Genomic DNA, 21,734 nt, shown 5'->3' on the forward strand with positions numbered 1-21,734 from the left:
CAAGAGCGTGGCGCCCATGGTCCAGCGGACCTCAGGTGCCGGTGACACTGGAAAGGAACTATGATGTCACGCTATACGCATGCCGGCCTAACCGCCGATCCCCTCCAACGCCCTCGCGCCGTGGCCCTTGCCGGGGACGAACGGCATCTCTCTTCAGACGCGCTGCTGCATGGCCTTCGCTCCATCGCTCCGCGCCTCGGGCTTGTCTTCCTCATCGCCGGCGTCCTTCAGATGCTGCTGCATTGGGCCGGACATTGAACCTGAACGAAGAGATCCAAGAGGAAGAAAAAATGACAAACGCACAGCATATCCAGCGCCGCTCGGCTCACGGCTCTTTTTCGCCGGCACCGGCCCGCTTCGTCATCGGCCGCGATCGCCGGCGGCAGCTGGATCGTCCAGGACCGTCAGGGGCTCGTCGGCGGCCTGTTCCGCAACGAGGCCGCTGCCCTGCACTTTGCGGCTGAAGAATGCAACCATAACCCGGCCGACATCTGCCACGCGCCGGAAGGCGCAGTCCTCGACCTGGATGGTTTCGTATCCACCTCGTCCAATCTGCACTAGACCCAGATCAACCCGAGTAAAACTTGCGCAGCGGTTCTCCATCTAAAATTGCGTAAGAACAATAGTTTAGAGCGGTTGAGCGGTTCTGAGAAACGCTCAACCGCTCCAGGGCAGGCTTCGACAGCTGCAACCCGACCAAACGCTTCCTTAACCCGCCTTGAGTAGGTTTTTGGCACGGGTGTCCCAGAGAATAGAAACAAGATGTCGAAGCCTGCTTTCCGCTACAGCCATTACGATCTCAAAGAACAGCACGCCGGTACGGTGATCGAGATTACGCTCTCGGCTGTCGCCAATGTCAGGCTGATGAACAGCTCTAATTTCGAGCGCTTCACGGAAACCCTCAAGCATCAATTCCTTGGCGGCGTCGCCAAGAAATCCCCGATACGGCTGGTCATTCCGGAGGCCGGTCATTGGCATCTGGTTGTCGATATGGAAGGTCACAAGAGCCTGGCGGAATCGAGCGTCAAGATGGTGGACAGGGTAACCGTTCCGCGTATGCAAAAAGCATAGCGGAAAGCAGTCACCAGCAGGTGATTTGCTGATTAGCGCTCGCCGCGCTCCTTGCGCAGCTTCGACCACCAGTCCAGTCGCTTGCGGATTTCGCGCTCGAAACCGCGCTCGGGCGGATCGTAGAAGGTCTGGCGACCCATCTTCTCCGGAAAGTAATTCTGGCCCGAAAAGGCATCCGGCTCGTCATGATCGTAGCGATAGCCGTCGCCATATCCCTCGGTGCGCATCAGTTTCGTCGGTGCGTTGAGGATATGCTTGGGCGGCAGTAGCGAACCGTTCTGCTTCGCGGCCTGCGTCGCCGCCTTGAAGGCGTTGTAAACGGCATTCGATTTTGGGGCGGTAGCGAGGTAAACACAGGCCTGCGCCAGCGCCAATTCACCCTCCGGCGACCCCAGGTATTCATAGGCGTCCTTGGCCGCGTTGCAGATCACCAGCGCTTGCGGATCGGCAAGGCCGATATCCTCGACTGCCATGCGCACCAGCCGCCGTCCGAGATAAAGCGGGTCTTCACCGGCGTCGAACATGCGGGCGAGATAGTAAAGTGCTGCATCGGGATCGGAGCCGCGAACGGATTTGTGCAAGGCCGAGATCAGATTGTAGTGCCCATCCTGCGCCTTGTCGTAGACCGGGGCTCGACGCTGGACGATCTTGATCAGCATGTCGGGGTCGAAAAGCTCGTCCTTGCGCGCGGCACGCCAGACCTCTTCCGCGAGCGTCAGCACCGAGCGCCCGTCGCCGTCGGCCATGCCGATCAGGCTGGTGCGCGCATTTTCGGTCAACGGCAGCGGCTTGCCCTCCACCGCCTCGGCGCGTCGCAGCAGCTCCTCCAGGCTTTCCTCATCATGCGACTGGAATGTGAGGACACGGGCACGGGACAGAAGAGCGGCGTTGAGTTCGAAGGACGGGTTCTCCGTCGTCGCACCGACCAGGATCACCGTGCCGTCCTCCATGACGGGCAGGAAGCTATCCTGCTGGGCACGATTGAAGCGATGGATCTCATCGACGAAAAGAAGGGTCTGGCGACCATCCATGCGGCGCAGGCGCGCTGCCTCGAATACCTTCTTCAGATCGGCGACGCCTGAAAAGATCGCCGATATCTGTTCGAAGGCAAGACCCGCCTCGCCCGAAAGCAGCCTTGCGACCGTCGTCTTGCCGGTGCCGGGCGGCCCCCAGAAGATCATGGAGCCGAGGGAGCCGGCTTCGATCATCCGGCGCAAGACACCGTCTTCACCAGTCAAATGCGATTGGCCGGTGACCTCGGCCAGCGTTTGCGGCCGCAGGCGATCGGCCAGAGGCCGCTTGTTGGCGACCTCCTCCGGTATCCGCGGTGCAAACAGGTCATTGCTCATCGGAAGAACTGCCGGATGCGCTGGCCGTCACGCTCGATTTCCACGCGCCAGAAGCTCGGATTGGAGCCGACGGTCCGCTGCAATATCTCGGTTGAGTTGACATTGACACCGTTGATCGAGACGACGATGTCACGCGGCGCGAAACCGAGACGCGCAGCTGGCGAATCCGACTTCAGGCTCTCGATGACGACACCGGTGGAATCAGGCGGCAGATGCAGTTCATCGGCGACGCGCGGCGAAAGATTGGCAACCGTTGCGCCCGAGAAGGGATTGTTGCCCTGGATCTGCCTCTCGTCGCGCGGCGTCGATTCAGGCGCCGCGGCAAGCGTCATGCTGGCCTCATGCTCCTTGCCATTGTCGAGCACGGTCAACGATACGGTGGCGCCAAGCCCTGCCGTGGTCAGGCGATAACCCAGCGCATCGGGATGCTCGACCGGGATACTGTTGAGTGCGGTGATCACCTCGCCGGGCTTCAGGCCAGCCTTGGCGGCGGGGCCACCGTCGACAACCTTGGTCACCAGTGCGCCGCGCACCTTGTCGAGGCCAAGCGCTTCGGCAACGTCAGACGTCACAGGCTCGAAGGATGCGCCGATATAGGGCCGCTCGAAAGACTTGTCGCCACGGTCGGAGGCGGCCAGGAAGACCTTGACCAGATTGGCAGGGATGGCAAAGCCGATGCCGTTGGAGCCGCCGCCTTGCGAGAAGATGGCCGTGTTGAGCGCGATCAGCTCGCCATTCATGTTCACCAGCGCGCCGCCGGAATTGCCGGGATTGATCGAGGCATCCGTCTGAATGAAGAAGCCGACCTCGTTCTTTACCTGGTTGCGGGCGAGCGCCGATACGATACCACTCGTCACCGTCTGTCCGACGCCGAAGGGATTACCGATCGCCAGCACGAGATCGCCGACCTCGACCGCATCGGAATTGGCGATGGGCAGGATCGGGAAGGTCTCGTTCTTTGACTGGATCTTCAGGACCGCGAGATCGACCCTGTCATCCTTCAGTATGACCTTGCAGGGAAATTCGCGGCCATCCGACAGCGCGATCTTGATATCGTCGGCACCATCGATGACGTGATTGTTGGTGATGACAGTGCCGTTGGCCTCGACGATGACGCCGGAGCCCAGCGAGGACTGCTTCTCGGTGCGATTCGGCATGCGCTGGCCGAAGAACTGCTCGAAGAAGGGATCGCCGGCAAAGGGCGACTGCCGCTGCACCTGGCGCTCCGCATAGACGTTCACCACGGCACCGGCTGTCTGCTTGACCAGCGGCGCAAAGGAAAGCTGCATCTGCACCTGATTTTGCGGCACCGACTTCGCCGTCTGTGCTTCAGCGGAAAGCGGCATCACCATTGCGAGGGCAATCATCGAAACGGCAGTGCGCTTCAGGAGGACATGCATGGAAATTTCCCTTTTTAATTCTCTTTAAACAACGTTGTAGCGCCCGACGCTAGAAAGGAAAGAGGGCGGAAGCATGAAGCATAAATGGAAGTTTTCAGCGATAAAAAACAGGTTCGGTGAACAAAAACATGCTGTCATGCATTTCGCGTTGGGAATCGTCATAGGGAGCCAAACATGCGATTGAACCATCTAGCCGCCACCGTCCTTCTCCTCTCTCTCGGCGCTGCCGGCACTTCGCATGCCGCCAGCTTCGATTGCGAGGCGCAGACCCTGAAGCCCGATGAGAAGAAAATATGCGACGTCAGGGCGCTTAACGACGCCGATGTAAAGATGGTGACGACCTTCGACCTGCTTTCCGGCCTGCTCGCCATGGGCGCACGCGGCACGATGCAGGATCAACAGACGGAATGGCTGAAGAAGCGGCAGGCCTGCGAAGCCGATGTCGCCTGCCTGACCACATCCTATGAGGAGCGCCTGAAAGTGCTCAACGACACGTACAAGCAGATCAATCGGCCGCTTTAAGGGTCGCATTGTGCGGAGACATGAGGCCTTTGCCGGATAAGTCCCCTCTCCCCGCCTGCGGGAGAGGGCTAGGGTGAGGGGCTACCGCAGGTTCGGCAAAATCCGCCGTTGCGATAAAGCTCGAAAGGCCCCTCATCAGTCCTCTCGCGGCCGAGCTATGCTCGACCGTTCGAGTCCACCTTCTCCCCGTTTCACGGGGCGAAGGAGCCTGGTTACTTCCCGCCCAGATCGCGGACGGCGCCGCGGTCGGCACTGGTCGCGAAAGCAGCATAGGCCTTCAACGCCGTGGTCACGTTGCGCTTGCGCGGTTCCGCCGGCTGCCAACCTTTGGCATTCTGGGCTTCGCGGCGAGCGGCAAGCTCGGCATCGTCGACGCGCAGGCTGATCGTGCGGTTCGGGATGTCGATGTCGATCATGTCGCCTTCGCGCACCAGGCCGATCGTGCCGCCGTTTGCGGCTTCCGGCGAGGCGTGGCCGATCGACAGGCCCGAAGTGCCGCCCGAGAAGCGGCCGTCGGTGATCAGTGCGCAAGCCTTGCCGAGGCCCTTCGACTTCAGATAGCTCGTCGGGTAGAGCATTTCCTGCATGCCGGGGCCGCCCTTCGGGCCTTCGTAGCGGATGACGACGACATCGCCTGCAACGACCTCGTTGCTGAGGATGCCCTTGACCGCCGCGTCCTGGCTTTCGAAGACCTTGGCCGGGCCGGAGAATTTCAGGATCGATTCATCGACGCCAGCCGTCTTCACGATGCAGCCGTCGAGCGCCAGATTCCCCTTGAGGACGGCAAGACCGCCATCCTTGGAGAACGGATGCTGGGCATCGCGGATGACACCCTTTTCGCGATCGAGATCAAGCTCTTCCCAGCGCGCGCTCTGGCTGAAGGCAACCTGCGTCGGGACACCGCCAGGAGCGGCGCTGAAGAGCTCCAGGGCAGCCTTGTTGTCGGTAACGGCAATATCCCACTGTGCCAGCGCCTCGCCCAGCGTCGGGGCGTGGACGGTCGGCAGGTCGGCATTTATCAGTCCGGCACGGTTCAACTCGCCGAGGATGGCCATGATGCCGCCGGCACGGTGGACGTCTTCCATATGAACGTCGGCCTTGGCAGGCGCCACCTTGGAAAGGCAGGGAACACGGCGTGACAGGCGATCGATATCATCCATCGTGAAGTCGATCTCGCCCTCATGGGCTGCTGCAAGAATATGCAGCACGGTATTGGTCGAGCCGCCCATGGCGATATCAAGTGCCATGGCGTTTTCGAACGCGCCCTTGCTGGCAATCGTCCGCGGCAGTGCCGTCACGTCGTCCTGCTCATAATAGCGCTTCGCCAGAGCAACGACACGGCGGCCGGCTTCGAGAAAGAGTTCCTTGCGGTCCGAATGGGTGGCAAGCGTCGAACCGTTACCCGGCAGGGACAGGCCGAGGGCCTCGGTCAGACAGTTCATCGAGTTGGCCGTGAACATGCCCGAGCAGGAACCGCAGGTTGGGCAAGCCGAGCGTTCGATGGTGGCGACGTCCTCGTCGCTGATCTTATCGTCGGCAGCGGCAACCATGGCGTCGACGAGGTCGAGCGCGACCTTCTTGCCATGCAGGATGACCTTGCCGGCCTCCATCGGACCACCGGAAACGAAGACCGTGGGGATGTTCAGGCGCAGCGAGGCCATCAGCATGCCGGGGGTGATCTTGTCGCAGTTGGAGATACAGACCATGGCGTCGGCGCAGTGGGCGTTGACCATGTACTCGACGCTGTCGGCGATGAGTTCGCGCGACGGCAGCGAATAGAGCATGCCGTCATGGCCCATGGCGATGCCGTCATCGACGGCGATGGTGTTGAATTCCTTGGCGACGCCGCCAGCCGCCTCGATCTCACGTGCCACGAGCTGGCCGAGATCCTTGAGGTGAACGTGACCGGGCACGAACTGGGTGAAGGAGTTGACCACCGCAATGATCGGCTTGCCGAAATCGCTGTCCTTCATACCCGTCGCGCGCCAAAGGCCGCGTGCGCCGGCCATGTTGCGGCCGTGGGTCGTGGTTCTGGAACGATAAGCTGGCATGGTGTCTTCCTCGTCATCCTGGAATTTGTGCGGCGTCGGCCGGCCCGAGCTTTGCGCCCAAGGGAGCGCCGACATTCCTGCTTTTTGGAATTGTCCTAATCCAATCGTGCGGTACTGTCACTATCAACTCAAGCGAATCCGGTACGCCACAAGGGCAAGAGCGGATTGGCAACTATGATATGCTTCGGCGCGACGAACCTGTGATCAGAATTGGGAACGAAGCCGCCCGATCACAAGTACACACAAAAAGTTGGTTTCCCTTGCAAAGAATTGCCGGCCTAAGAGTGTAACAAAATATGCCTCTGCTGCGTATAGCTCATATCGAAGCTGCGATCGCATAAAGGAACTGTCATGCCTTCTTATCGTCCGCCGAAAATTGCGTCTTCCGAGATCACACCGCGTTCGGCCTATCTCAGGCGGCGCGAATTCCTGACCGCAGCAGCGGCCGGCATCGGCATGGCTGCCATTGGCGGCAAGGCCGCGCTCGCTGACGCACTGACCGTGACGAAAAGCAACTATACCGTCGACGAGAAGCTGACGCCGATCAAGGATGTCACCACCTACAATAATTTCTACGAATTCGGCCTCGACAAGGCCGACCCGGCCAATCTTTCCGGCAAGTTCAAGCCACGGCCATGGACCGTCAAGGTCGACGGCATGGTCAATAAGCCCGGCACGTTCGATATCGACGCGCTGATCAAGGAGTTCCCGCCGGAGGAGCGCGTCTATCGCATGCGTTGCGTCGAGGCATGGTCGATGGTCATCCCCTGGGATGGCTTTCCGCTCGCGGCACTCCTCGACAAGGTGGAGCCGCAGGGAAGCGCCAAGTTCGTTGCCTTCGAAACAGTCGTCCGGCCTTCGGAAATGCCGGGGCAATCGGGTCTCCTGCAGTCCCTGGATTGGCCCTATGTCGAGGGCTTGCGGCTGGACGAAGCGCGCAATCCTCTGACGCTGCTTGCCGTCGGCCTCTATGGCGAGACGCTGCCGAACCAGAACGGCGCGCGATCCGCCTCGTCGTACCGTGGAAATACGGCTTCAAGGGCATCAAGTCGATCGTGCGCATCACGCTCACCGACAAGCAGCCGCTGAACACATGGCAGGTGACCAACAGCCAGGAATACGGCTTCTATGCCAACGTCAATCCGGCCGTCGATCATCCGCGCTGGAGCCAGGCGACGGAGCGGCGTATCGGCGAAGGCGGCTTCTTCAGCTCCAATCGTCACCCCACCCTGCCCTTCAACGGCTATGCCGATCAAGTCGCCAGCCTCTATAGCGGCATGGACCTTCGGGTGAATTTCTGATGGCTTTTTCCCTCGCCCTGCCCAAGCGCTGGCAACCGGCCTCCGTCTGGGCGCTCTATATCGTGGGGTTGCTGCCGGCTGCCTGGGAATTCTATCTCGGCGCTACGGACCAGCTTGGCGCCGACGCCGTCAAGACCTTCGAGCTTTTCCTGGGGCTTTGGGCGATCCGCTTCCTGCTGCTGACGCTTGCGGTCACGCCGCTTCGGGATCTCTTCGGTTGGAACTATCTGCGCTATCGCCGCGCGCTCGGTCTGCTCTGTTTCTACTACGCGCTGATGCATCTGACCGTCTACATGGTCCTCGATCAGGCGCTGGATGTGCGGGCCGTCATCGATGACGTGCTGAAGCGGCCTTTCATCATGTTCGGCATGGCAGGCCTCGTCATGCTGCTGGCGCTGGCCGTGACCTCGAACAATTTTTCGATCAAGCGTCTCGGCAAGAAATGGATCTGGCTGCACCGCCTCGTCTATATCGTCGCAGCCTGCGGCGCGCTGCACTTCGCGCTGTCGACCAAGATCCTGTCGCTGGAGCAGTTTATCTATATCGGCCTGCTGATCGCCATGATCCTCTACAGATCCTACAGGCCGATCATGATGGAGCGACGCCGGGCGGCGCGCCGGCCGGTTGCGGCTTCCAATTCCAGAGCGGCCTGAACTCGGCCGCTCTGCCCATTCACGAGATGGTCATTCCGCAGCGCTGGCGATCTTGGCCTGACCCTGCTCCTGCACCTCGACGGTCGCCGTCAGGCCGGCAATCAGCTTCGTGCCATCAGGCACCTTGTCGAGTGAGATGCGCACCGGCACACGCTGCGCCAAACGTACCCAGCTGAAAGTCGGGGTGATATTGGCAAGCAGGCTGCCCGAGGTCCGTTCGCGATCCTCGATGCCATAGGCGATGCTTTCGACATGGCCGGTCAGCTTTTCGGCCTGCCCCATCAGATGGATGTAGACTTCGTCGCCGACATGGATGCGCGGCAGCTTGGTTTCCTCGAAATAGCCTTCAACGCGCAGGGAATCGCTGTCGATCAGCGCCACTTTCGCCGTACCGGCCGAGACATAATCGCCCGGACGCAGGCTGAGGTTCGAGATCGTACCGTTGACGGTGGCACGGACTTCCGAGCGATCGAGGTTCAGCTGGGCAAGCTCGCGGTTGGCTGTCGCCTGACGGACAGCGGCTTCGTCCTGCTGCACAGCGGTCAGCGCCTGCTCCTTCTGCTGCAAGGAAGCAGCATCACCGAGGCGCGCCTGCCGGGCGCTTTCGCGCTGAGCCTGTTCGAGAGCGGCATTGCTGCTTGCGAGCGCGGCGTCCGCCTGTTCGAGGGCGATGGCGAAGCGATCGCGATCCACACGGAAAAGAAGGTCGCCCTTCTTGACGATCTGGTTGTCCTTGACCAGGACGTCGCTCACGAGGCCCGAAACGTCAGGCGCAATGCCGACGACATCGGCGCGCAAGCGCGCGTCGCGGGTCCAGGGCTCGTCCATGTAATGGCCCCAGAGCTGGCGGCCGACATAGACGGCAGCGATGACGAAGATGAGGGTGACGGCGACACGGCCGATGAGTTTTAACGTGTTCATGTGAAGTACCAACGGGAGACAGAGGAGACGGCGCCGAGCAACAGAACGTAGAGCGCCAGATCGAAAAGGCCGCGATGCCAGACCAGAGTGTAAGCTCCAGCCCATGCGAGCAGGCGTCGAAGGATGATGACGACAAACAGCGTCACGAGCATGAGAACCAGAAGGCGTGGCATGTAGACGCCATAAAGATCGAATTCTGCGGGCATGATGTTACTCGGCGGCAATGGGAAGAGGTTGAGACGTGTTCGATACCGGCGGCTGCCAGCTCGCCGGTGGTTCGGCATGTGGGAAGAGCGCGCGGCGGAGCCCCACCAGGGCATCGAGGCTGGCTCGACCGGGCTCGCGCCTGTTCTGCGCCACCGCTTCGAGGCCACGATCGATCGATAGGCGCAACTCGTCGGAGGGATCGATGGCGCGCTTGGCCTTCAGCCGCGAACGATAGAAATCGGACACGCCGATCAGAACCTCGCTGACGGAGGCGGCAGCGGCGGAATTCAGCTGGCCCCGCTCCTTCTGCAGCATCAGCACGTTGAAGCCGAGGCGGACATCGGCATAGCCGTCGACCTTCTTCAGCTCACGGTCCTCGATGCCGGCAAGACGCGGCACAAGCTGTCCGAGACGATCAAGAATGCGGCCGGAGAGGCGCTCGTGATCGGCGCGGCGGATGCCGGCTGCCGTTTCGGCAAGGTCGGTCCAGCCGGCGCGCACCAACCGCCAGGCGGCAAGTTCAGAGCCGAACGGACGGGTCATCAAGGTCCAGACGAGTGCGAAGCCGATGCCTGCCAAGGCGGCGATCGCGCTATTCGCGAAACTGGCGAAATCGGCAGTGTAGCGATCCTGCAGCGCAATGAAGGTGGCGCCGTTCACCGCCAGCAGCATGGCGAGCAGGTTGGTCTGTGGCCGCGGGATCAACAGGCCCATCACCAGGAAGGGCGGCGCAAAGACCAGCACCAGCATTTCGAAGCCGGAAATAGAAGGCAGGATGCCGAAGATATAGACGCAGGCAATCACCAGGCTCATTGCGCTCCAGATGAACATCGAGGTGATGAACGGCGCAGGGCGATCGAGCGCGGCGAAAAACGAACAGGCAACAGCCGCCATGGTGACGAAGCCCGCACCGTCCTCCCATCCGGAATAGATCCAGAAGAAGCAGGCAGCCGCAATGCCGACGACGACCGAGCCGGCCGAGAAGGCAAGCAAGGCATAATCATAGTGCCTGCTTTGGCCGACGACATTGCGGTGCCGGAAGGCGGGTCGCCAAGTGCCGACCTGTTGCCCGGAGACAATCTGGTCGCGCAATGTCAGGCAATCCTGCCAGAGATCGACAATTTCCTTCAGGCGCGCCAGAGCGCTCGACCGAACGAGGTCATCCCAACCGAGATCAAGGTCATTCTGCTGCAGCTCCTCGATCTTTTTTGACAAGGCATCCGCAGTGGTATCAGCCTTGCCGCGACCACCCTGACCGAGCCAATCAGCAACCTCGTTCAGAACCGAGACAAGCTCCGGAGGCAGCGGCTTCTCGCCGGCCTTCAACGCATGCAAGCGGTCGGCCAGCGACGAGAAGAGCGGCAGCAGCATCAAGAGACGGCCGCGCAGCTCCCGGGAATGCCTGACGATATCGCGACTGCCCGCATCATATTTGAGCTGGCTGATGACAAGGTCGAGGCCGGAGACGTCGGCGGCAAGCTTCTGACGCTTCAGCGGCGTTGCGGGTGAAGCACCCTCGCCTCGCAGGATTTCATCGGCCCACGTGCCGGCATCATCGAGCCAGGAGCCGATGCGCTGGCCGAGCACGGTGCCGACGCTGCTCGGAAAGATGATGGAGCTGACGACGCTGGCGCAAACGATGCCGATGATGATCTCTTCGGAGCGGGCAAGCGCGACGTCGAATACGGTTTCGGGCGCGCCGACCGTCGGCAGCGCGATCAGCGGCAATGAATAGCCGGCGAGCATGAAGACATAACTGCGCGAGGTGCGGTCGAGCATCGAGATGAACAGCAGGGTTCCGGTCCAGAGCGCCACGACGACCGAAAGCAATTCCGGCGCATTGACGAAGAGCGGAACGAAGATCACCGAGGCACAGGCGCCGATCAGCGTGCCGAGCGTACGATAGAGCGCCTTTGAGCTCGTTGCGCCCGCAAGCGGATTGGCAACCACATAGACGGCCGCCATCGCCCAGTACGGACGCGGCAAGTCCAGCGACAGCGCAATGAACAGCGCCATGATGGCTGCAATGAAGGCTTTGACCGAAAACAGCCAGTCCCGCCAGGATGGAATGCTCATGAAACGCTCTCCTTCTCCGGCTCCGTTTCGGTCGTCTTCACGGTCTCGAACTCCTCGAAGGCCTTCAGGACGCGGATAGCAGCTTCGATATCCGCCTTGTCGACATCGGCAAGGATCTTGCCGCGCAGCTCGTCGAGCGCGTCTTCCATGCGGGACGCGAGCTTCTCGCCCTCCGGCGTCAGCCAAAGACCCTTCGCGCGGCGATCCGTCGGATCATCCTTGCGGATGACGAGATCCATGCTTTCCAGCTGATCGATCAGCCGAACCAGCGACGGACCTTCGATGCCGACATAGGTGGCGATCGCCACCTGTCGGACACCTCCGCCCAGACGGCCGATCCAGAGCAGTGGTGCTGCCGCGGCCTCCGAGATGCCGTAGGAGCTCAGTGCGAGATCGACGACCCGGCGCCATTGGCGGCCAGTGGTCAGCAGATTGGCGGTGAAAATGCGTTGAAGAGTGTTGAGCGATTCCATAATTATCTATTAGCACTAAACTAATTAGGATTCAAACTATATGAACTCAAATTACCATCCGAAAAGCGAAATGCAGCCATGCATTCAACGATGGTCGAAACAGTGCCGGGTCGATCGCGAAGGGCTAATCAGCGTTTCGCAGATAAGAACAGATCATCCTTGCCAGTTCCTGTTTCAGCTCCGGCGAACCGAGCGTACGCTTTCGGGCTGCACTGTGGATCACACCCTCGACAGCACCCGATAGCAGCTGCGCGAGAACGTCATCGCCGGGACCTTTGCGACCGCTGCGATGCGCGGCCACAAAATCTCTGTAGTGGCCTTGATACTCGGCAAGAAATGCATCATGCGCCAATCTGGAGCCATCATACCCGGGCGCTTCGTCCAGAAGCACCCTGTGCAGCTCCGGATTGATGTTATGGGCATCGATCATGCCCTCAACGAGAGCCTCCGCGCGCTGCTGCAACGGCAAATCTCCGGCCATCGCCTTCCGCATGACCGCCAGAACGTCATCGAAGTGACGCCGCCGGATGGCCTCAACCAGGGAAAGCTTGTCGGGAAAATATTGATAGAGCGACCCAATGCTGATGCCGGCAACCGCCGCGACGGCATTCGTCGTAAATCCGGCCCATCCGCGATCTCCCAAAATGCGAGCACCCGCCTCGAGAATGGCATCGACCGTCGCCCGCGAACGCGCCTGGCTAGGCTCCTTTCGCATCGGGGCGCCGGACTTTCCAATGCGAGTAGACATACGCTTCCTGCTCCTCGAAAATGTGAACACATTACTCGCATTTTACGGGATAACAAAAAGGGATTTCTCATGAGCGAACAGTCGTTGCTGCACACGCTTTTCAGCTATCAGGCCTGGGCAAACAAGGATCTGCTTGACGGCATAGGCGACCTCGATGCCGTGCGGCATGCAAAGGAGCGTCATGCATCCATCCGCCTGATGAACCATTCCCTGGTCGTCGGCCGGATATTTGCCGCCCACCTTACCGGGCAGGACCATGGCTTCACTGCCGACAACACACCGGACACGCCATCACTGGCGGAGCTCCGCACCGCGCTGATCGCGTCGGATCAATGGTATCTCAGATATCTTGAAACGCTGACCCCTGACCTCTTGTCCGAAGCTCTGCCGTTCGTCTTCACCGACGGCGACAGGGGCTGCATGTCGCGGCAGGAGATGCTCCTCCATGTCGTCACGCATGGAGGATATCACCGGGGCGAGATTGGCCGCCTGCTGGCACAGCTCTCGATCACGCCGCCGTGGGATACTTTCGCCGTTTATCTTCACAGAACAGAGCCTTCGCGCCGGCACGCCGTGGCAGCCGAATAGCCCCGTGCTTGGCGTCGCTACCCACATAGGCAAACGACTGAAGGCCGGATGATCTCTCATCCGACCTTCATGATACGGCGATCCGATCGCCCTGCTATAGCGCGATCTCAGTTTGCGCGTTTTACTGCCAACAGAATGCGATCCAGCGCCAAAGCCGCCGCTATGCCAACGGCATAGGCCACAATGTTCCACAGCGAGAACACTCTTCCGAGCAACAAGGCGCCGGCGGTGGTCAATCGAAACGCATCCAGTGCAGGTGCATGCCAAAGCCTGAAGAATTCGACGGCCGTCGCCAGGATCAGCGCGCCGAAAGCAATTTTGAAAGGCTTAACGGCGACGAATAGCGTCGCCAGAAGCCAATAGACCATCGCGCCCCATAAGATCGAACCACCATATTTGACCACGGCGAAGGGAAGATCGGCGGCATAACCAAATCGCCGGAGCGCAAGACCGCAGGCTATGGTCAAGAACAGGGCCAGAAGTAGCATCGCCCTTCTGCGTATGAATTGCCGCTGCGTGTCCAATGGTCGTTCCTATAGCTCAAGAGCATGAGCCGCCAGGCAACTCAGCCAGCATATTCGTGGTCCATGGCGGTGCCAGAAAACCAAGGCAGCCGCCGGACAAACCTTCAAACGCCAAAAGGCCGGATGATCGCTCATCCGGCCCTGGATCCTTTAGTCGAAGCTAGCCTTAAGCGGCTGCAGCTTCTTCCTCGGCAGCAACGCGAGCCTTGTCGGCTGCGCCCTTGGCAGAGGTGTCGCGATCCACGAATTCGACGACTGCGAGAGCGGCATTGTCGCCCTGGCGGAAGCCAGCCTTCATGATACGCAGGTAGCCGCCGTTGCGGGTGGCGTAACGCGTTGCGATCGCATCGAACAGCTTGGCAACGACAACGGCGTCGCGAATCTGCGAGATGGCCTGACGACGAGCGTGCAGGTCGCCGCGCTTGCCGAGGGTAACCAGCTTCTCGACGATCGGACGAATTTCCTTCGCCTTCGGGAGCGTGGTGACGATCTGCTCATGGGTAATGAGCGAAGCTGCCATGTTGGCGAACATCGCCTTACGGTGGCTAGCGGTTCTGTTCAGCTTGCGGCCGGCTTTACCGTGGCGCATTGCTATTCTCCTTCACTTGCAGGCATCGTTCGCCTGCCGTTTGAAACGTTAGTATTGGTCTTCGTAACGCTTGGCGAGATCTTCGATGTTCTCAGGCGGCCATGCCGGCACTTCCATGCCGAGGTGCAGGCCCATGGAAGCGAGAACTTCCTTGATTTCGTTCAGCGACTTGCGACCAAAATTCGGCGTGCGGAGCATTTCTGCTTCGGTCTTCTGAATGAGGTCGCCGATGTAGACGATGTTGTCGTTCTTCAGGCAGTTTGCCGAGCGAACAGACAGTTCCAGTTCGTCCACCTTCTTGAGGAGAGCCGGGTTGAAAGCGAGTTCGGTAACTGCTTCCTCTTCGGTTTCCTTCTGCGGCTCGTCGAAGTTGACGAACACGCCAAGCTGATCCTGCAGGATGCGTGCCGCGAAAGCGACTGCATCTTCACCGCTGATAGAACCATCGGTTTCCAGCGACATGCTCAGCTTGTCGTAGTCGAGAACCTGTCCTTCACGGGTATTTTCAACCTTGTAGGACACCTTCTTGACCGGCGAATAGAGGCTGTCGACCGGGATGAGACCGATCGGAGCATCTTCCGCACGATTACGCTCGGCCGGGACATAGCCCTTGCCGTTGTTGACGGTGAATTCCATACGGATTTCGGCGCCCTCGTCGAGCGTGCAGATCACATGCTCGGGGTTGAGGATTTCGATATCGCCGACCGTCTGAATATCGCCAGCCGTTACTACGCCTGGGCCCTGCTTACGGACGACCATGCGCTTGGCATCATCGCCATCCATCTTGATGGCGATTTCCTTGATGTTCAGCACGATGTCCGTCACGTCTTCCCGGACGCCCGGGATAGAGGAGAACTCATGCAGCACGCCGTCGATCTGCACGGCCGTCACAGCGGCGCCACGCAGAGAAGACAGCAGAACGCGACGCAGCGCGTTGCCGAGGGTGAGACCGAAGCCACGCTCCAGCGGTTCGGCCACGAGCGTTGCCTTGGTACGGCCGCTCGAGGTGAACTCGACCTTGTTGGGCTTGATCAGTTCCTGCCAGTTTTTCTGAATCATGTTTTTGCCTTCCGTTCGTTGCCACCATCCAATCGTGGCAACCGAGCTTGAGAAACACCAAGCCGGGCGCATCTACCCCGGCCAGTGTCGAGAGTGGCGATGATCAGACGCGACGCTTCTTGCGCGGGCGGCAACCATTGTGCGGGATCGGGGTCACGTCGCGGATGGACGTGATCATGAAACCGGCAGCCTGGAGCGCGCGCAGAGCAGATTCACGACCGGAGCCCGGACCGCAAACTTCAACTTCCAGCGACTTCATGCCGTGTTCCTGAGCCTTCTTGGCGCAGTCTTCAGCAGCAATCTGAGCAGCGAACGGGGTCGACTTGCGCGAACCCTTGAAGCCCTTGGCACCAGCGGACGACCAGGCAATAGCGTTGCCCTGTGCGTCGGTGATGGTGATCATCGTGTTGTTGAAGGTCGAGTTGACGTGTGCGACGCCCGACGTGATATTTTTACGCTCGCGACGACGAACGCGTACGGCTTCCTTGGCCATGTTAGTCCTTTCTTGGATCTCTGCACCGCCGTAATGCCAGCGGCTACACCGAAGCGATACCCGGAGGGCACCGCTTCAAACTCAAAAGAGGCCGGCGGACCGCCAGCCTCCCAAATCCGGTTGCCCGGAAATTACTTCTTCTTACCAGCGATCGCCTTTGCCGGGCCCTTGCGGGTACGAGCATTGGTGTGGGTGCGCTGGCCGCGAACCGGCAGGCCGCGACGATGACGCAGGCCGCGGTAGCTGCCCAGGTCCATCAGACGCTTGATGTTCATCGCGGTATCGCGACGCAGATCACCTTCGACCTGATAGTCACGGTCGATGGTTTCGCGGATCTGCAGAACTTCAGCATCGGTCAACTGGTTGACGCGACGCTCAGCCGGAATACCGACCTTCTCGCAGATTTCCTGTGCAAACTTCGGTCCGATCCCGTGAATGTAACGAAGCGCAATAACTACGCGCTTTGCAGTCGGGATGTTGACGCCAGCGATACGAGCCACGCCTGTTCTCCTTGCATTCCTTTTGCCTAAGCAAAGGGCCTTGTTATGCAGCCCGGGAGCTGCTTGTTCGTTGTGAGTCCGCAACATGTCAAAACGACCGTACCCGGACTCCCCGTTGGAAATCCGCGCCGATCGCATAGCATGTCGCGAGTTGGCGCGGTGTTTAGCGGAATCAGCGCAAAAAAGCAACCGCTTCGGCAAGTTTATTTTAGGCTATCCAAGCTTAGCCAGGATACCTTCGATGCTATCCGTCACATGCTCGATATCGGCCATGCCGTCGATGCTCTGCAACTTGCCCTTGGCATAGTAGTAACCGATCAGCGGCGAGGTCTCCTTGTAGTAGACCTGGAGGCGCGTCGCCATCGTTTCGGCATTGTCATCCGGGCGGCGCTTGAAGTGGGTCGAGCCGCACTTGTCGCAGACACCAGCCGTTGCCGGAACCTTATCGGTATCGTGATAGACGCTACCGCAGTTCGAACAGGAGTAACGCCCCGAGACGCGACGAATCAGTTCCGCGTCATCGACCTTCAGCTCGATGACGACGGAAAGCTCCAGGCCCTTGGCCTTCAGCATCTGCTCGGTCGCATCGGCCTGCACCAGGGTGCGTGGGAAACCGTCAAGGATGAAACCCTTGGCGCAATCCGGCTGGTCGATTCGCTCCGAAACAATGGCGTTGACGATCTCATCCGAAACAAGCTTGCCGGCGTCCATGACAGCCTTGGCGCGCTTGCCAACCTCAGTCTCGGCCGCCACCGCAGCTCTCAGCATATCGCCGGTGGAAAGCTGCGGAATGCCGTGCTTTTCCACGATACGCTGGGCCTGGGTCCCCTTACCTGCTCCCGGCGGCCCTAAAAGTATGAGTCTCATCGCCCCCTCTTTCCTCCACGCAACTTCGATTTCTTGATCAGGCCTTCATATTGCTGCGCGATCAAGTGACCCTGAATCTGTGCCACCGTATCCAGCGTTACGCTAACCACGATCAGAAGAGAAGTGCCACCCAGCGACAGCGGAATACCGGTCTGGGACACGAGAATTTCGGGCAGGATGCAGACGAAGACGAGGTAGATCGCGCCGATGACCGTGATCCGGGTCAGCACGTAGTCGATATACTCGGCGGTGCGTTCGCCCGGACGAATACCCGGAATAAAGCCGCCATGCTTCTTCAGATTGTCTGCCGTGTCCTTCGGATTGAAGACCAGCGCCGTGTAGAAGAAAGCGAAGAAGGCAATCAGCGCACCGTAAAGCACCATATAGACAGGCTGGCCGTGACCAAGTGCCGCGACGATCGACGTCACCCAACCCGGAAGCGCCGTGTTGTTGCCGAGGCCCGCAACGGTTGCCGGCAGCAGCAGCAGCGAGGATGCGAAGATCGCCGGAATGACGCCCGAAGTGTTGAGCTTCAACGGCAGGTGCGATGTATCGCCCTGGAACATGCGGGTACCGACCTGGCGCTTCGGATACTGGATCAACAGGCGACGCTGGGCACGTTCGACGAAAACGATGAGCGCGATGACCAGCACAGCGACGACCAGAACAGCCAGAATGAGACCTGTGGACAGAGCACCTGTACGGCCCAGCTCGAGCGTGCCGGCAAGTGCCGTCGGCAGACCAGCAGCGATGCCGGCGAAGATGATCAGCGAGATACCGTTACCGATACCGCGCGAAGTTACCTGTTCGCCGAGCCACATCAGGAACATTGTGCCGCCGAGCAACGTTATGACCGTGGAAATGCGGAAGAACCAGCCTGGATCGATCACGACACCATTGCCATGCTCAAGGCCGATCGCAATGCCATAAGCCTGCAATGCGCCGAGCAGCACCGTGCCGTAGCGAGTGTATTGGTTGATGATCTTGCGGCCCTGCTCGCCTTCCTTCTTGAGATTCTCAAGCGAAGGCACGACCGAGGTCATGAGCTGAACGATGATCGAGGCGGAAATATAGGGCATGATGCCGAGCGCGAAAATCGCCATGCGCTGTACGGCGCCGCCCGAGAACATGTTGAAGAGGCCGAGAATACCGCCAGACTGATTCTGGAATGCCTGCGCATAGGCAGCAGGATTGAGGCCAGGAAGCGGAATGTGAGTGCCGAGCCGGTAAACGAGAAGTGCGCCGAGCGTAAACCACAAGCGCTTCTTGAGATCCTCAGCCTTGGCGAAGGTCGAGAAATTGAGATTGGACGCCAGTTGTTCCGCTGCAGAAGCCATGCAAATCTCCGCACTACCAATTCCGGCATAATCGGCCGGGTCCGGAATCAGTATGTAAATTGTTCAAAAGCCGGGCTTGGACGGATTGCGGTGCAATCGGACGCCTCACCCTTGGTTCCCGTTATCAACCGGAAAGACACTGCCGCATCGTTCAGATTCGTGAGGCTCACATATGGGAGCAAAATCGCCCGAAGTGAAGCACCCCGGGCGATTATTGATAAGATTATTCTGCGGCAGAAGCTTCTGCGGCCGAAGCCAGCAGCTTGATGGAGCCGCCAGCCTTTTCGATCTTTTCGACCGCCGGCTTGGAAGCGCCTGCAACTTCAAGCGTGATCTTTGCCTTCAGTTCGCCGTCCGACAGAACACGAACGCCGTCCTTGACGCGGCGGATGACGCCGGCAGCCTTGAGAGCTGCTGCATCAACGGTCTTCTTCGCATCGAGCTTGCCGGCATCGACGGCAGCCTGGATGCGAGCCAGCGATACGACAACGTAATCGGCGGCGAAGATGTTGTTGAAGCCGCGCTTCGGCAGGCGACGATAGATGGGCATCTGACCACCTTCGAAGCCGTTGATCGCAACACCCGAGCGGGACTTCTGACCCTTTACACCACGACCACCGGTCTTGCCGGAGCCGGAGCCGATGCCGCGGCCGAGGCGCTTGCGGCTGTGGGTAGAGCCTTCGTTATCCTTGATGTCATTCAGTTTCATAGCAATTTACCTCCGGCTCACTTCTCGTCGACAACGCGAACGAGATGCTGGACAGCACGGATCATGCCACGAACAGCCGGGGTATCTTCCAGCGTGCGGCGACGGTGCATCTTGTTCAGTCCGAGACCGATCAGCGTCTTCTGCTGAACATCCGGACGGCGGATCGGGCTGCCAACCTGTTCGACCGTAACGGTCTTGGCTTCAGCCTTCTTGGTCGTCTTGGCCATAGGTCAAACTCCCTTATTCTTCGGTGGCGTTGCCCGAAGCGGTACGACGAGCCTGCAGGGTGGCATACTTGATGCCGCGCTGAGCTGCGATGTCCTTCGGGTGAACCTGGTGCTTCAGGGCGTCGAACGTGGCGCGAACCATGTTGTACGGGTTCGACGAACCGGTCGACTTGGCGACAACGTCATGAACGCCGAGCGTTTCGAAAACGGCGCGCATCGGGCCGCCGGCGATGATACCGGTACCGACCTTGGCCGAGCGCAGCAGAACCTTGCCGGCGCCGTGACGGCCATGAACGTCATGGTGAAGCGTACGGCCGTCGCGCAGCGGTACGAAGATCATGTCGCGCTTGGCGCTTTCGGTAGCCTTGCGGATCGCTTCCGGCACTTCGCGTGCCTTGCCGTGACCGAAGCCAACGCGGCCCTTCTGGTCACCGACGACGACGAGAGCGGCGAAACCGAAACGGCGGCCACCCTTTACGACCTTGGCGACGCGGTTAATCGCGACCAGCTTGTCGACGAATTCGCTATCGCGCTCTTCACGGCTCTGACGGTCATCCCGCGAGCCCCTCTTTTCCTGTGCCATTGTCCTCTTCCTTTTTCTTTTCCGGGTGCAATCGGCAAACAACAAAGACCGCATGCCCTCCCCTTGAGGGGAAACGTGCGGTCCGGTGAACATCCGGCCGGCGCTTGAAAGCTGCCGACCGGAAACTTGATCAGAAGGACAGACCGCCTTCGCGGGCTGCTTCAGCCAGGGCCTTGATGCGGCCGTGGTAGATGAAGGCGCCGCGATCGAACACGACTTCCTTGACGCCTGCCTTGGAGGCACGCTCGGCTACGAGCTTGCCAACGAGGGCTGCGGCGGCGGTATCGGCACCAGTCTTCAGAGAACCGCGCAGATCCTTATCGAGGGTGGAGGCAGACGCAAGCGTCTTGCCGGCCACATCATCGATGACCTGAACGTAGATGTTCTTCGACGAGCGATGAACCGACAGGCGCGGACGGCCATTGGCCACCGCCTTGATTTGACGACGCACGCGGTTGGCACGACGTGCAAGTGCTTCTTTCCTGCTAGCCATTTCGCGTGATCCTTACTTCTTCTTGCCTTCTTTGCGGACGATCCGCTCGCCGGCATACTTAACGCCCTTGCCCTTGTAGGGCTCAGGACCGCGATATTCGCGGATTTCAGCGGCAACCTGGCCGACCTGCTGCTTGTTGATGCCGGTGACGACGATTTCCGTCGGCTTCGGCACAGCAATCGTGATGCCTTCCGGCGGCACGTAAATCACGTCGTGGCTGAAGCCGAGCGCGAGCTGCAGGTTCTTGCCCTGCAAGGCGGCACGGTAGCCGACGCCGTTGATTTCGAGCTTGCGCTCGTAGCCTTCCTTAACACCCTTCAGGATGTTCTCGACCATCGTGCGGGACATGCCCCACTTTGAGCGAGCGTCCTTGGAGTCGTTAAGCGGCGTTACGACGATTGCATTGTTTTCAAGCTTGAGACCGATTTCATCGTTAGCGATGAAAAACAGCTCGCCCTTAGGGCCCTTGGCAGTCACTTTTTGGCCATCAACCGAGGCCGTGATCCCTGCAGGCACCTGAACGGGCTTCTTACCGATACGAGACATTTTTTCAAACCTGTCTGTTTCGAAGGAGATCCCTGTTCGATCTTAGAAGACCGAGCAGAGAACCTCACCACCAACATTCTGTTCACGAGCCTGGTGATCAGCCATCACACCCTTCGGAGTCGAAAGGATAGTGATGCCGAGACCGTTCGCGACCTGCGGAATGGACTTAACCGAGACATAAACTCGGCGGCCCGGCTTGGACACGCGGCCGATCTCACGGATCACCGACGTGCCTTCATAGTACTTCAGCTCGATGCTGAGCTCAGACTTGCCGTTGCCGAAATCGACGACGGAGTAGCCACGGATGTAGCCTTCAGCCTGGAGAACATCGAGAACGCGCGCACGGAGCTTGGAAGCAGGCGTCGAAACCGACGACTTGCGACGCGAAGCGCCGTTGCGGATGCGGGTGAGCATATCGCCCAAAGGATCAGTCATAGTCATCTAATC

The 21,734-nt window shown here is 59.9% G+C and carries 26 protein-coding genes and 2 pseudogenes; 7 read left to right on the plus strand and 21 right to left on the minus strand.

Going from position 1 to position 21,734, the window contains the following annotated elements; all coding sequences use genetic code 11:
• The first annotated feature begins 60 nt into the window (after nucleotides 1–60).
• The 3 genes and pseudogenes from BSK43_RS22780 (at nucleotide 61) to BSK43_RS22790 (ending at nucleotide 1,071) form a co-directional block, all read left to right on the plus strand.
• Nucleotides 61–258: a hypothetical protein gene (locus tag BSK43_RS22780; protein ID WP_077469726.1), complete on the plus strand. Its 198-nt coding sequence runs from the start codon at nucleotides 61–63 to the stop codon at nucleotides 256–258.
• A gap of 32 nt (nucleotides 259–290) precedes the next feature.
• A pseudogene (locus BSK43_RS35785) lies at nucleotides 291–561 on the plus strand (hypothetical protein).
• 201 nt (nucleotides 562–762) lie between these two features.
• Entirely contained in the window at nucleotides 763–1,071 is a 309-nt protein-coding gene (locus BSK43_RS22790) for a DUF1883 domain-containing protein (RefSeq protein WP_068386113.1), read from the plus strand.
• 32 nt (nucleotides 1,072–1,103) lie between these two features.
• Here BSK43_RS22790 and BSK43_RS22795 read toward each other — a convergent pair whose 3' ends face one another.
• Together BSK43_RS22795 and BSK43_RS22800 are read right to left on the minus strand one after the other, a co-directional pair.
• Complete coding sequence (locus BSK43_RS22795; protein ID WP_077469724.1) at nucleotides 1,104–2,420, minus strand: replication-associated recombination protein A; 1,317 nt, start codon at nucleotides 2,418–2,420, stop codon at nucleotides 1,104–1,106.
• A complete protein-coding gene (locus BSK43_RS22800) occupies nucleotides 2,417–3,820 on the minus strand; it encodes a DegQ family serine endoprotease (protein ID WP_068386109.1) in 1,404 nt (467 codons plus the stop codon). The genes BSK43_RS22795 and BSK43_RS22800 overlap by 4 nt, the downstream gene beginning before the upstream one ends.
• 174 nt (nucleotides 3,821–3,994) lie before the next feature.
• Between BSK43_RS22800 and BSK43_RS22805 the strand changes: the two genes are divergently transcribed.
• Nucleotides 3,995–4,342, plus strand: coding sequence for a hypothetical protein (locus tag BSK43_RS22805; RefSeq protein ID WP_077469723.1), 348 nt, complete (start codon nucleotides 3,995–3,997; stop codon nucleotides 4,340–4,342).
• 212 nt (nucleotides 4,343–4,554) lie between these two features.
• On the opposite strand, the gene ilvD is transcribed toward BSK43_RS22805, so the two are convergent.
• Entirely contained in the window at nucleotides 4,555–6,393 is a 1,839-nt protein-coding gene (gene ilvD / locus BSK43_RS22810; RefSeq protein WP_077469918.1) for a dihydroxy-acid dehydratase, read from the minus strand.
• A 351-nt stretch (nucleotides 6,394–6,744) separates the two neighbouring features.
• Between ilvD and msrP the strand changes: the two are divergent.
• Both msrP and msrQ read left to right on the plus strand, forming a co-directional pair.
• Nucleotides 6,745–7,694: pseudogene (gene msrP / locus BSK43_RS22815) on the plus strand (protein-methionine-sulfoxide reductase catalytic subunit MsrP).
• Nucleotides 7,691–8,347 (plus strand): protein-methionine-sulfoxide reductase heme-binding subunit MsrQ, encoded by a 657-nt coding sequence (msrQ, locus tag BSK43_RS22820; protein ID WP_136687198.1) that lies wholly within the window; start codon nucleotides 7,691–7,693, stop codon nucleotides 8,345–8,347. The pseudogene msrP and the gene msrQ overlap by 4 nt, the downstream one beginning before the upstream one ends.
• A 30-nt stretch (nucleotides 8,348–8,377) precedes the next feature.
• Here msrQ and BSK43_RS22825 read toward each other — a convergent pair whose 3' ends face one another.
• The 5 genes from BSK43_RS22825 to BSK43_RS22845 all read right to left on the minus strand — a co-directional run bounded on the left by BSK43_RS22825 (nucleotide 8,378) and on the right by BSK43_RS22845 (nucleotide 12,772).
• On the minus strand, nucleotides 8,378–9,268 hold the full coding sequence (locus BSK43_RS22825; RefSeq protein ID WP_077469721.1) for an HlyD family secretion protein: 891 nt from the start codon (nucleotides 9,266–9,268) through the stop codon (nucleotides 8,378–8,380).
• Nucleotides 9,265–9,474: a DUF1656 domain-containing protein gene (locus tag BSK43_RS22830; protein ID WP_034507353.1), complete on the minus strand. Its 210-nt coding sequence runs from the start codon at nucleotides 9,472–9,474 to the stop codon at nucleotides 9,265–9,267. The genes BSK43_RS22825 and BSK43_RS22830 overlap by 4 nt, the downstream gene beginning before the upstream one ends.
• A 4-nt stretch (nucleotides 9,475–9,478) precedes the next feature.
• The gene (locus BSK43_RS22835; RefSeq protein ID WP_077469720.1) at nucleotides 9,479–11,551 is read right to left on the minus strand and encodes an FUSC family protein; all 2,073 of its coding nucleotides are present in this window, start codon (nucleotides 11,549–11,551) and stop codon (nucleotides 9,479–9,481) included.
• Nucleotides 11,548–12,024: a MarR family transcriptional regulator gene (locus tag BSK43_RS22840; protein ID WP_077469719.1), complete on the minus strand. Its 477-nt coding sequence runs from the start codon at nucleotides 12,022–12,024 to the stop codon at nucleotides 11,548–11,550. The genes BSK43_RS22835 and BSK43_RS22840 overlap by 4 nt, the downstream gene beginning before the upstream one ends.
• A gap of 124 nt (nucleotides 12,025–12,148) precedes the next feature.
• Nucleotides 12,149–12,772 carry a TetR/AcrR family transcriptional regulator gene (locus BSK43_RS22845; RefSeq protein WP_077469718.1) on the minus strand — a complete coding sequence of 208 codons (624 nt, stop codon included), beginning with the start codon at nucleotides 12,770–12,772 and terminating at the stop codon, nucleotides 12,149–12,151.
• A gap of 69 nt (nucleotides 12,773–12,841) precedes the next feature.
• Here BSK43_RS22845 and BSK43_RS22850 point away from each other — a divergent pair, with 69 nt between their 5' ends.
• Nucleotides 12,842–13,360, plus strand: a complete 519-nt coding sequence (locus tag BSK43_RS22850; protein WP_077469716.1) for a DinB family protein — start codon at nucleotides 12,842–12,844, stop codon at nucleotides 13,358–13,360.
• 107 nt (nucleotides 13,361–13,467) lie between these two features.
• On the opposite strand, the gene BSK43_RS22855 is transcribed toward BSK43_RS22850, so the two are convergent.
• The 13 genes from BSK43_RS22855 to rpsH form a co-directional block, all read right to left on the minus strand.
• Nucleotides 13,468–13,848 (minus strand): DUF2809 domain-containing protein, encoded by a 381-nt coding sequence (locus tag BSK43_RS22855; protein WP_077469714.1) that lies wholly within the window; start codon nucleotides 13,846–13,848, stop codon nucleotides 13,468–13,470.
• A 202-nt stretch (nucleotides 13,849–14,050) separates the two neighbouring features.
• Nucleotides 14,051–14,473, minus strand: a complete 423-nt coding sequence (rplQ, locus tag BSK43_RS22860; RefSeq protein WP_007690793.1) for a 50S ribosomal protein L17 — start codon at nucleotides 14,471–14,473, stop codon at nucleotides 14,051–14,053.
• A gap of 48 nt (nucleotides 14,474–14,521) precedes the next feature.
• Entirely contained in the window at nucleotides 14,522–15,532 is a 1,011-nt protein-coding gene (locus BSK43_RS22865) for a DNA-directed RNA polymerase subunit alpha (RefSeq protein WP_034507362.1), read from the minus strand.
• 103 nt (nucleotides 15,533–15,635) lie between these two features.
• The gene (gene rpsK / locus BSK43_RS22870; protein WP_004118426.1) at nucleotides 15,636–16,025 is read right to left on the minus strand and encodes a 30S ribosomal protein S11; all 390 of its coding nucleotides are present in this window, start codon (nucleotides 16,023–16,025) and stop codon (nucleotides 15,636–15,638) included.
• Between the two features lie 131 nt (nucleotides 16,026–16,156).
• Nucleotides 16,157–16,525: a 30S ribosomal protein S13 gene (rpsM, locus tag BSK43_RS22875; protein ID WP_015339612.1), complete on the minus strand. Its 369-nt coding sequence runs from the start codon at nucleotides 16,523–16,525 to the stop codon at nucleotides 16,157–16,159.
• A gap of 213 nt (nucleotides 16,526–16,738) precedes the next feature.
• A complete protein-coding gene (locus BSK43_RS22880) occupies nucleotides 16,739–17,392 on the minus strand; it encodes an adenylate kinase (RefSeq protein ID WP_077469713.1) in 654 nt (217 codons plus the stop codon).
• On the minus strand, nucleotides 17,389–18,729 hold the full coding sequence (secY, locus tag BSK43_RS22885) for a preprotein translocase subunit SecY (protein WP_077469712.1): 1,341 nt from the start codon (nucleotides 18,727–18,729) through the stop codon (nucleotides 17,389–17,391). Before secY ends, BSK43_RS22880 begins: the two co-directional genes overlap by 4 nt.
• A 223-nt stretch (nucleotides 18,730–18,952) precedes the next feature.
• Nucleotides 18,953–19,438, minus strand: coding sequence for a 50S ribosomal protein L15 (rplO, locus tag BSK43_RS22890; RefSeq protein ID WP_077469710.1), 486 nt, complete (start codon nucleotides 19,436–19,438; stop codon nucleotides 18,953–18,955).
• A gap of 17 nt (nucleotides 19,439–19,455) precedes the next feature.
• A complete protein-coding gene (gene rpmD, locus BSK43_RS22895) occupies nucleotides 19,456–19,665 on the minus strand; it encodes a 50S ribosomal protein L30 (RefSeq protein WP_034507370.1) in 210 nt (69 codons plus the stop codon).
• A gap of 13 nt (nucleotides 19,666–19,678) precedes the next feature.
• Nucleotides 19,679–20,248, minus strand: a complete 570-nt coding sequence (gene rpsE / locus BSK43_RS22900) for a 30S ribosomal protein S5 (RefSeq protein WP_068386081.1) — start codon at nucleotides 20,246–20,248, stop codon at nucleotides 19,679–19,681.
• A 130-nt stretch (nucleotides 20,249–20,378) separates the two neighbouring features.
• Nucleotides 20,379–20,741 carry a 50S ribosomal protein L18 gene (gene rplR / locus BSK43_RS22905; RefSeq protein WP_068386079.1) on the minus strand — a complete coding sequence of 121 codons (363 nt, stop codon included), beginning with the start codon at nucleotides 20,739–20,741 and terminating at the stop codon, nucleotides 20,379–20,381.
• 12 nt (nucleotides 20,742–20,753) lie between these two features.
• On the minus strand, nucleotides 20,754–21,287 hold the full coding sequence (gene rplF / locus BSK43_RS22910; protein ID WP_068386076.1) for a 50S ribosomal protein L6: 534 nt from the start codon (nucleotides 21,285–21,287) through the stop codon (nucleotides 20,754–20,756).
• Between the two features lie 42 nt (nucleotides 21,288–21,329).
• Nucleotides 21,330–21,728 carry a 30S ribosomal protein S8 gene (gene rpsH, locus BSK43_RS22915; RefSeq protein WP_034507380.1) on the minus strand — a complete coding sequence of 133 codons (399 nt, stop codon included), beginning with the start codon at nucleotides 21,726–21,728 and terminating at the stop codon, nucleotides 21,330–21,332.
• Nucleotides 21,729–21,734: the final 6 nt, after the last annotated feature.

The sequence above is a fragment of the Rhizobium sp. P44RR-XXIV genome, from assembly GCF_001999485.2.
Lineage (GTDB): Bacteria > Pseudomonadota > Alphaproteobacteria > Rhizobiales > Rhizobiaceae > Rhizobium.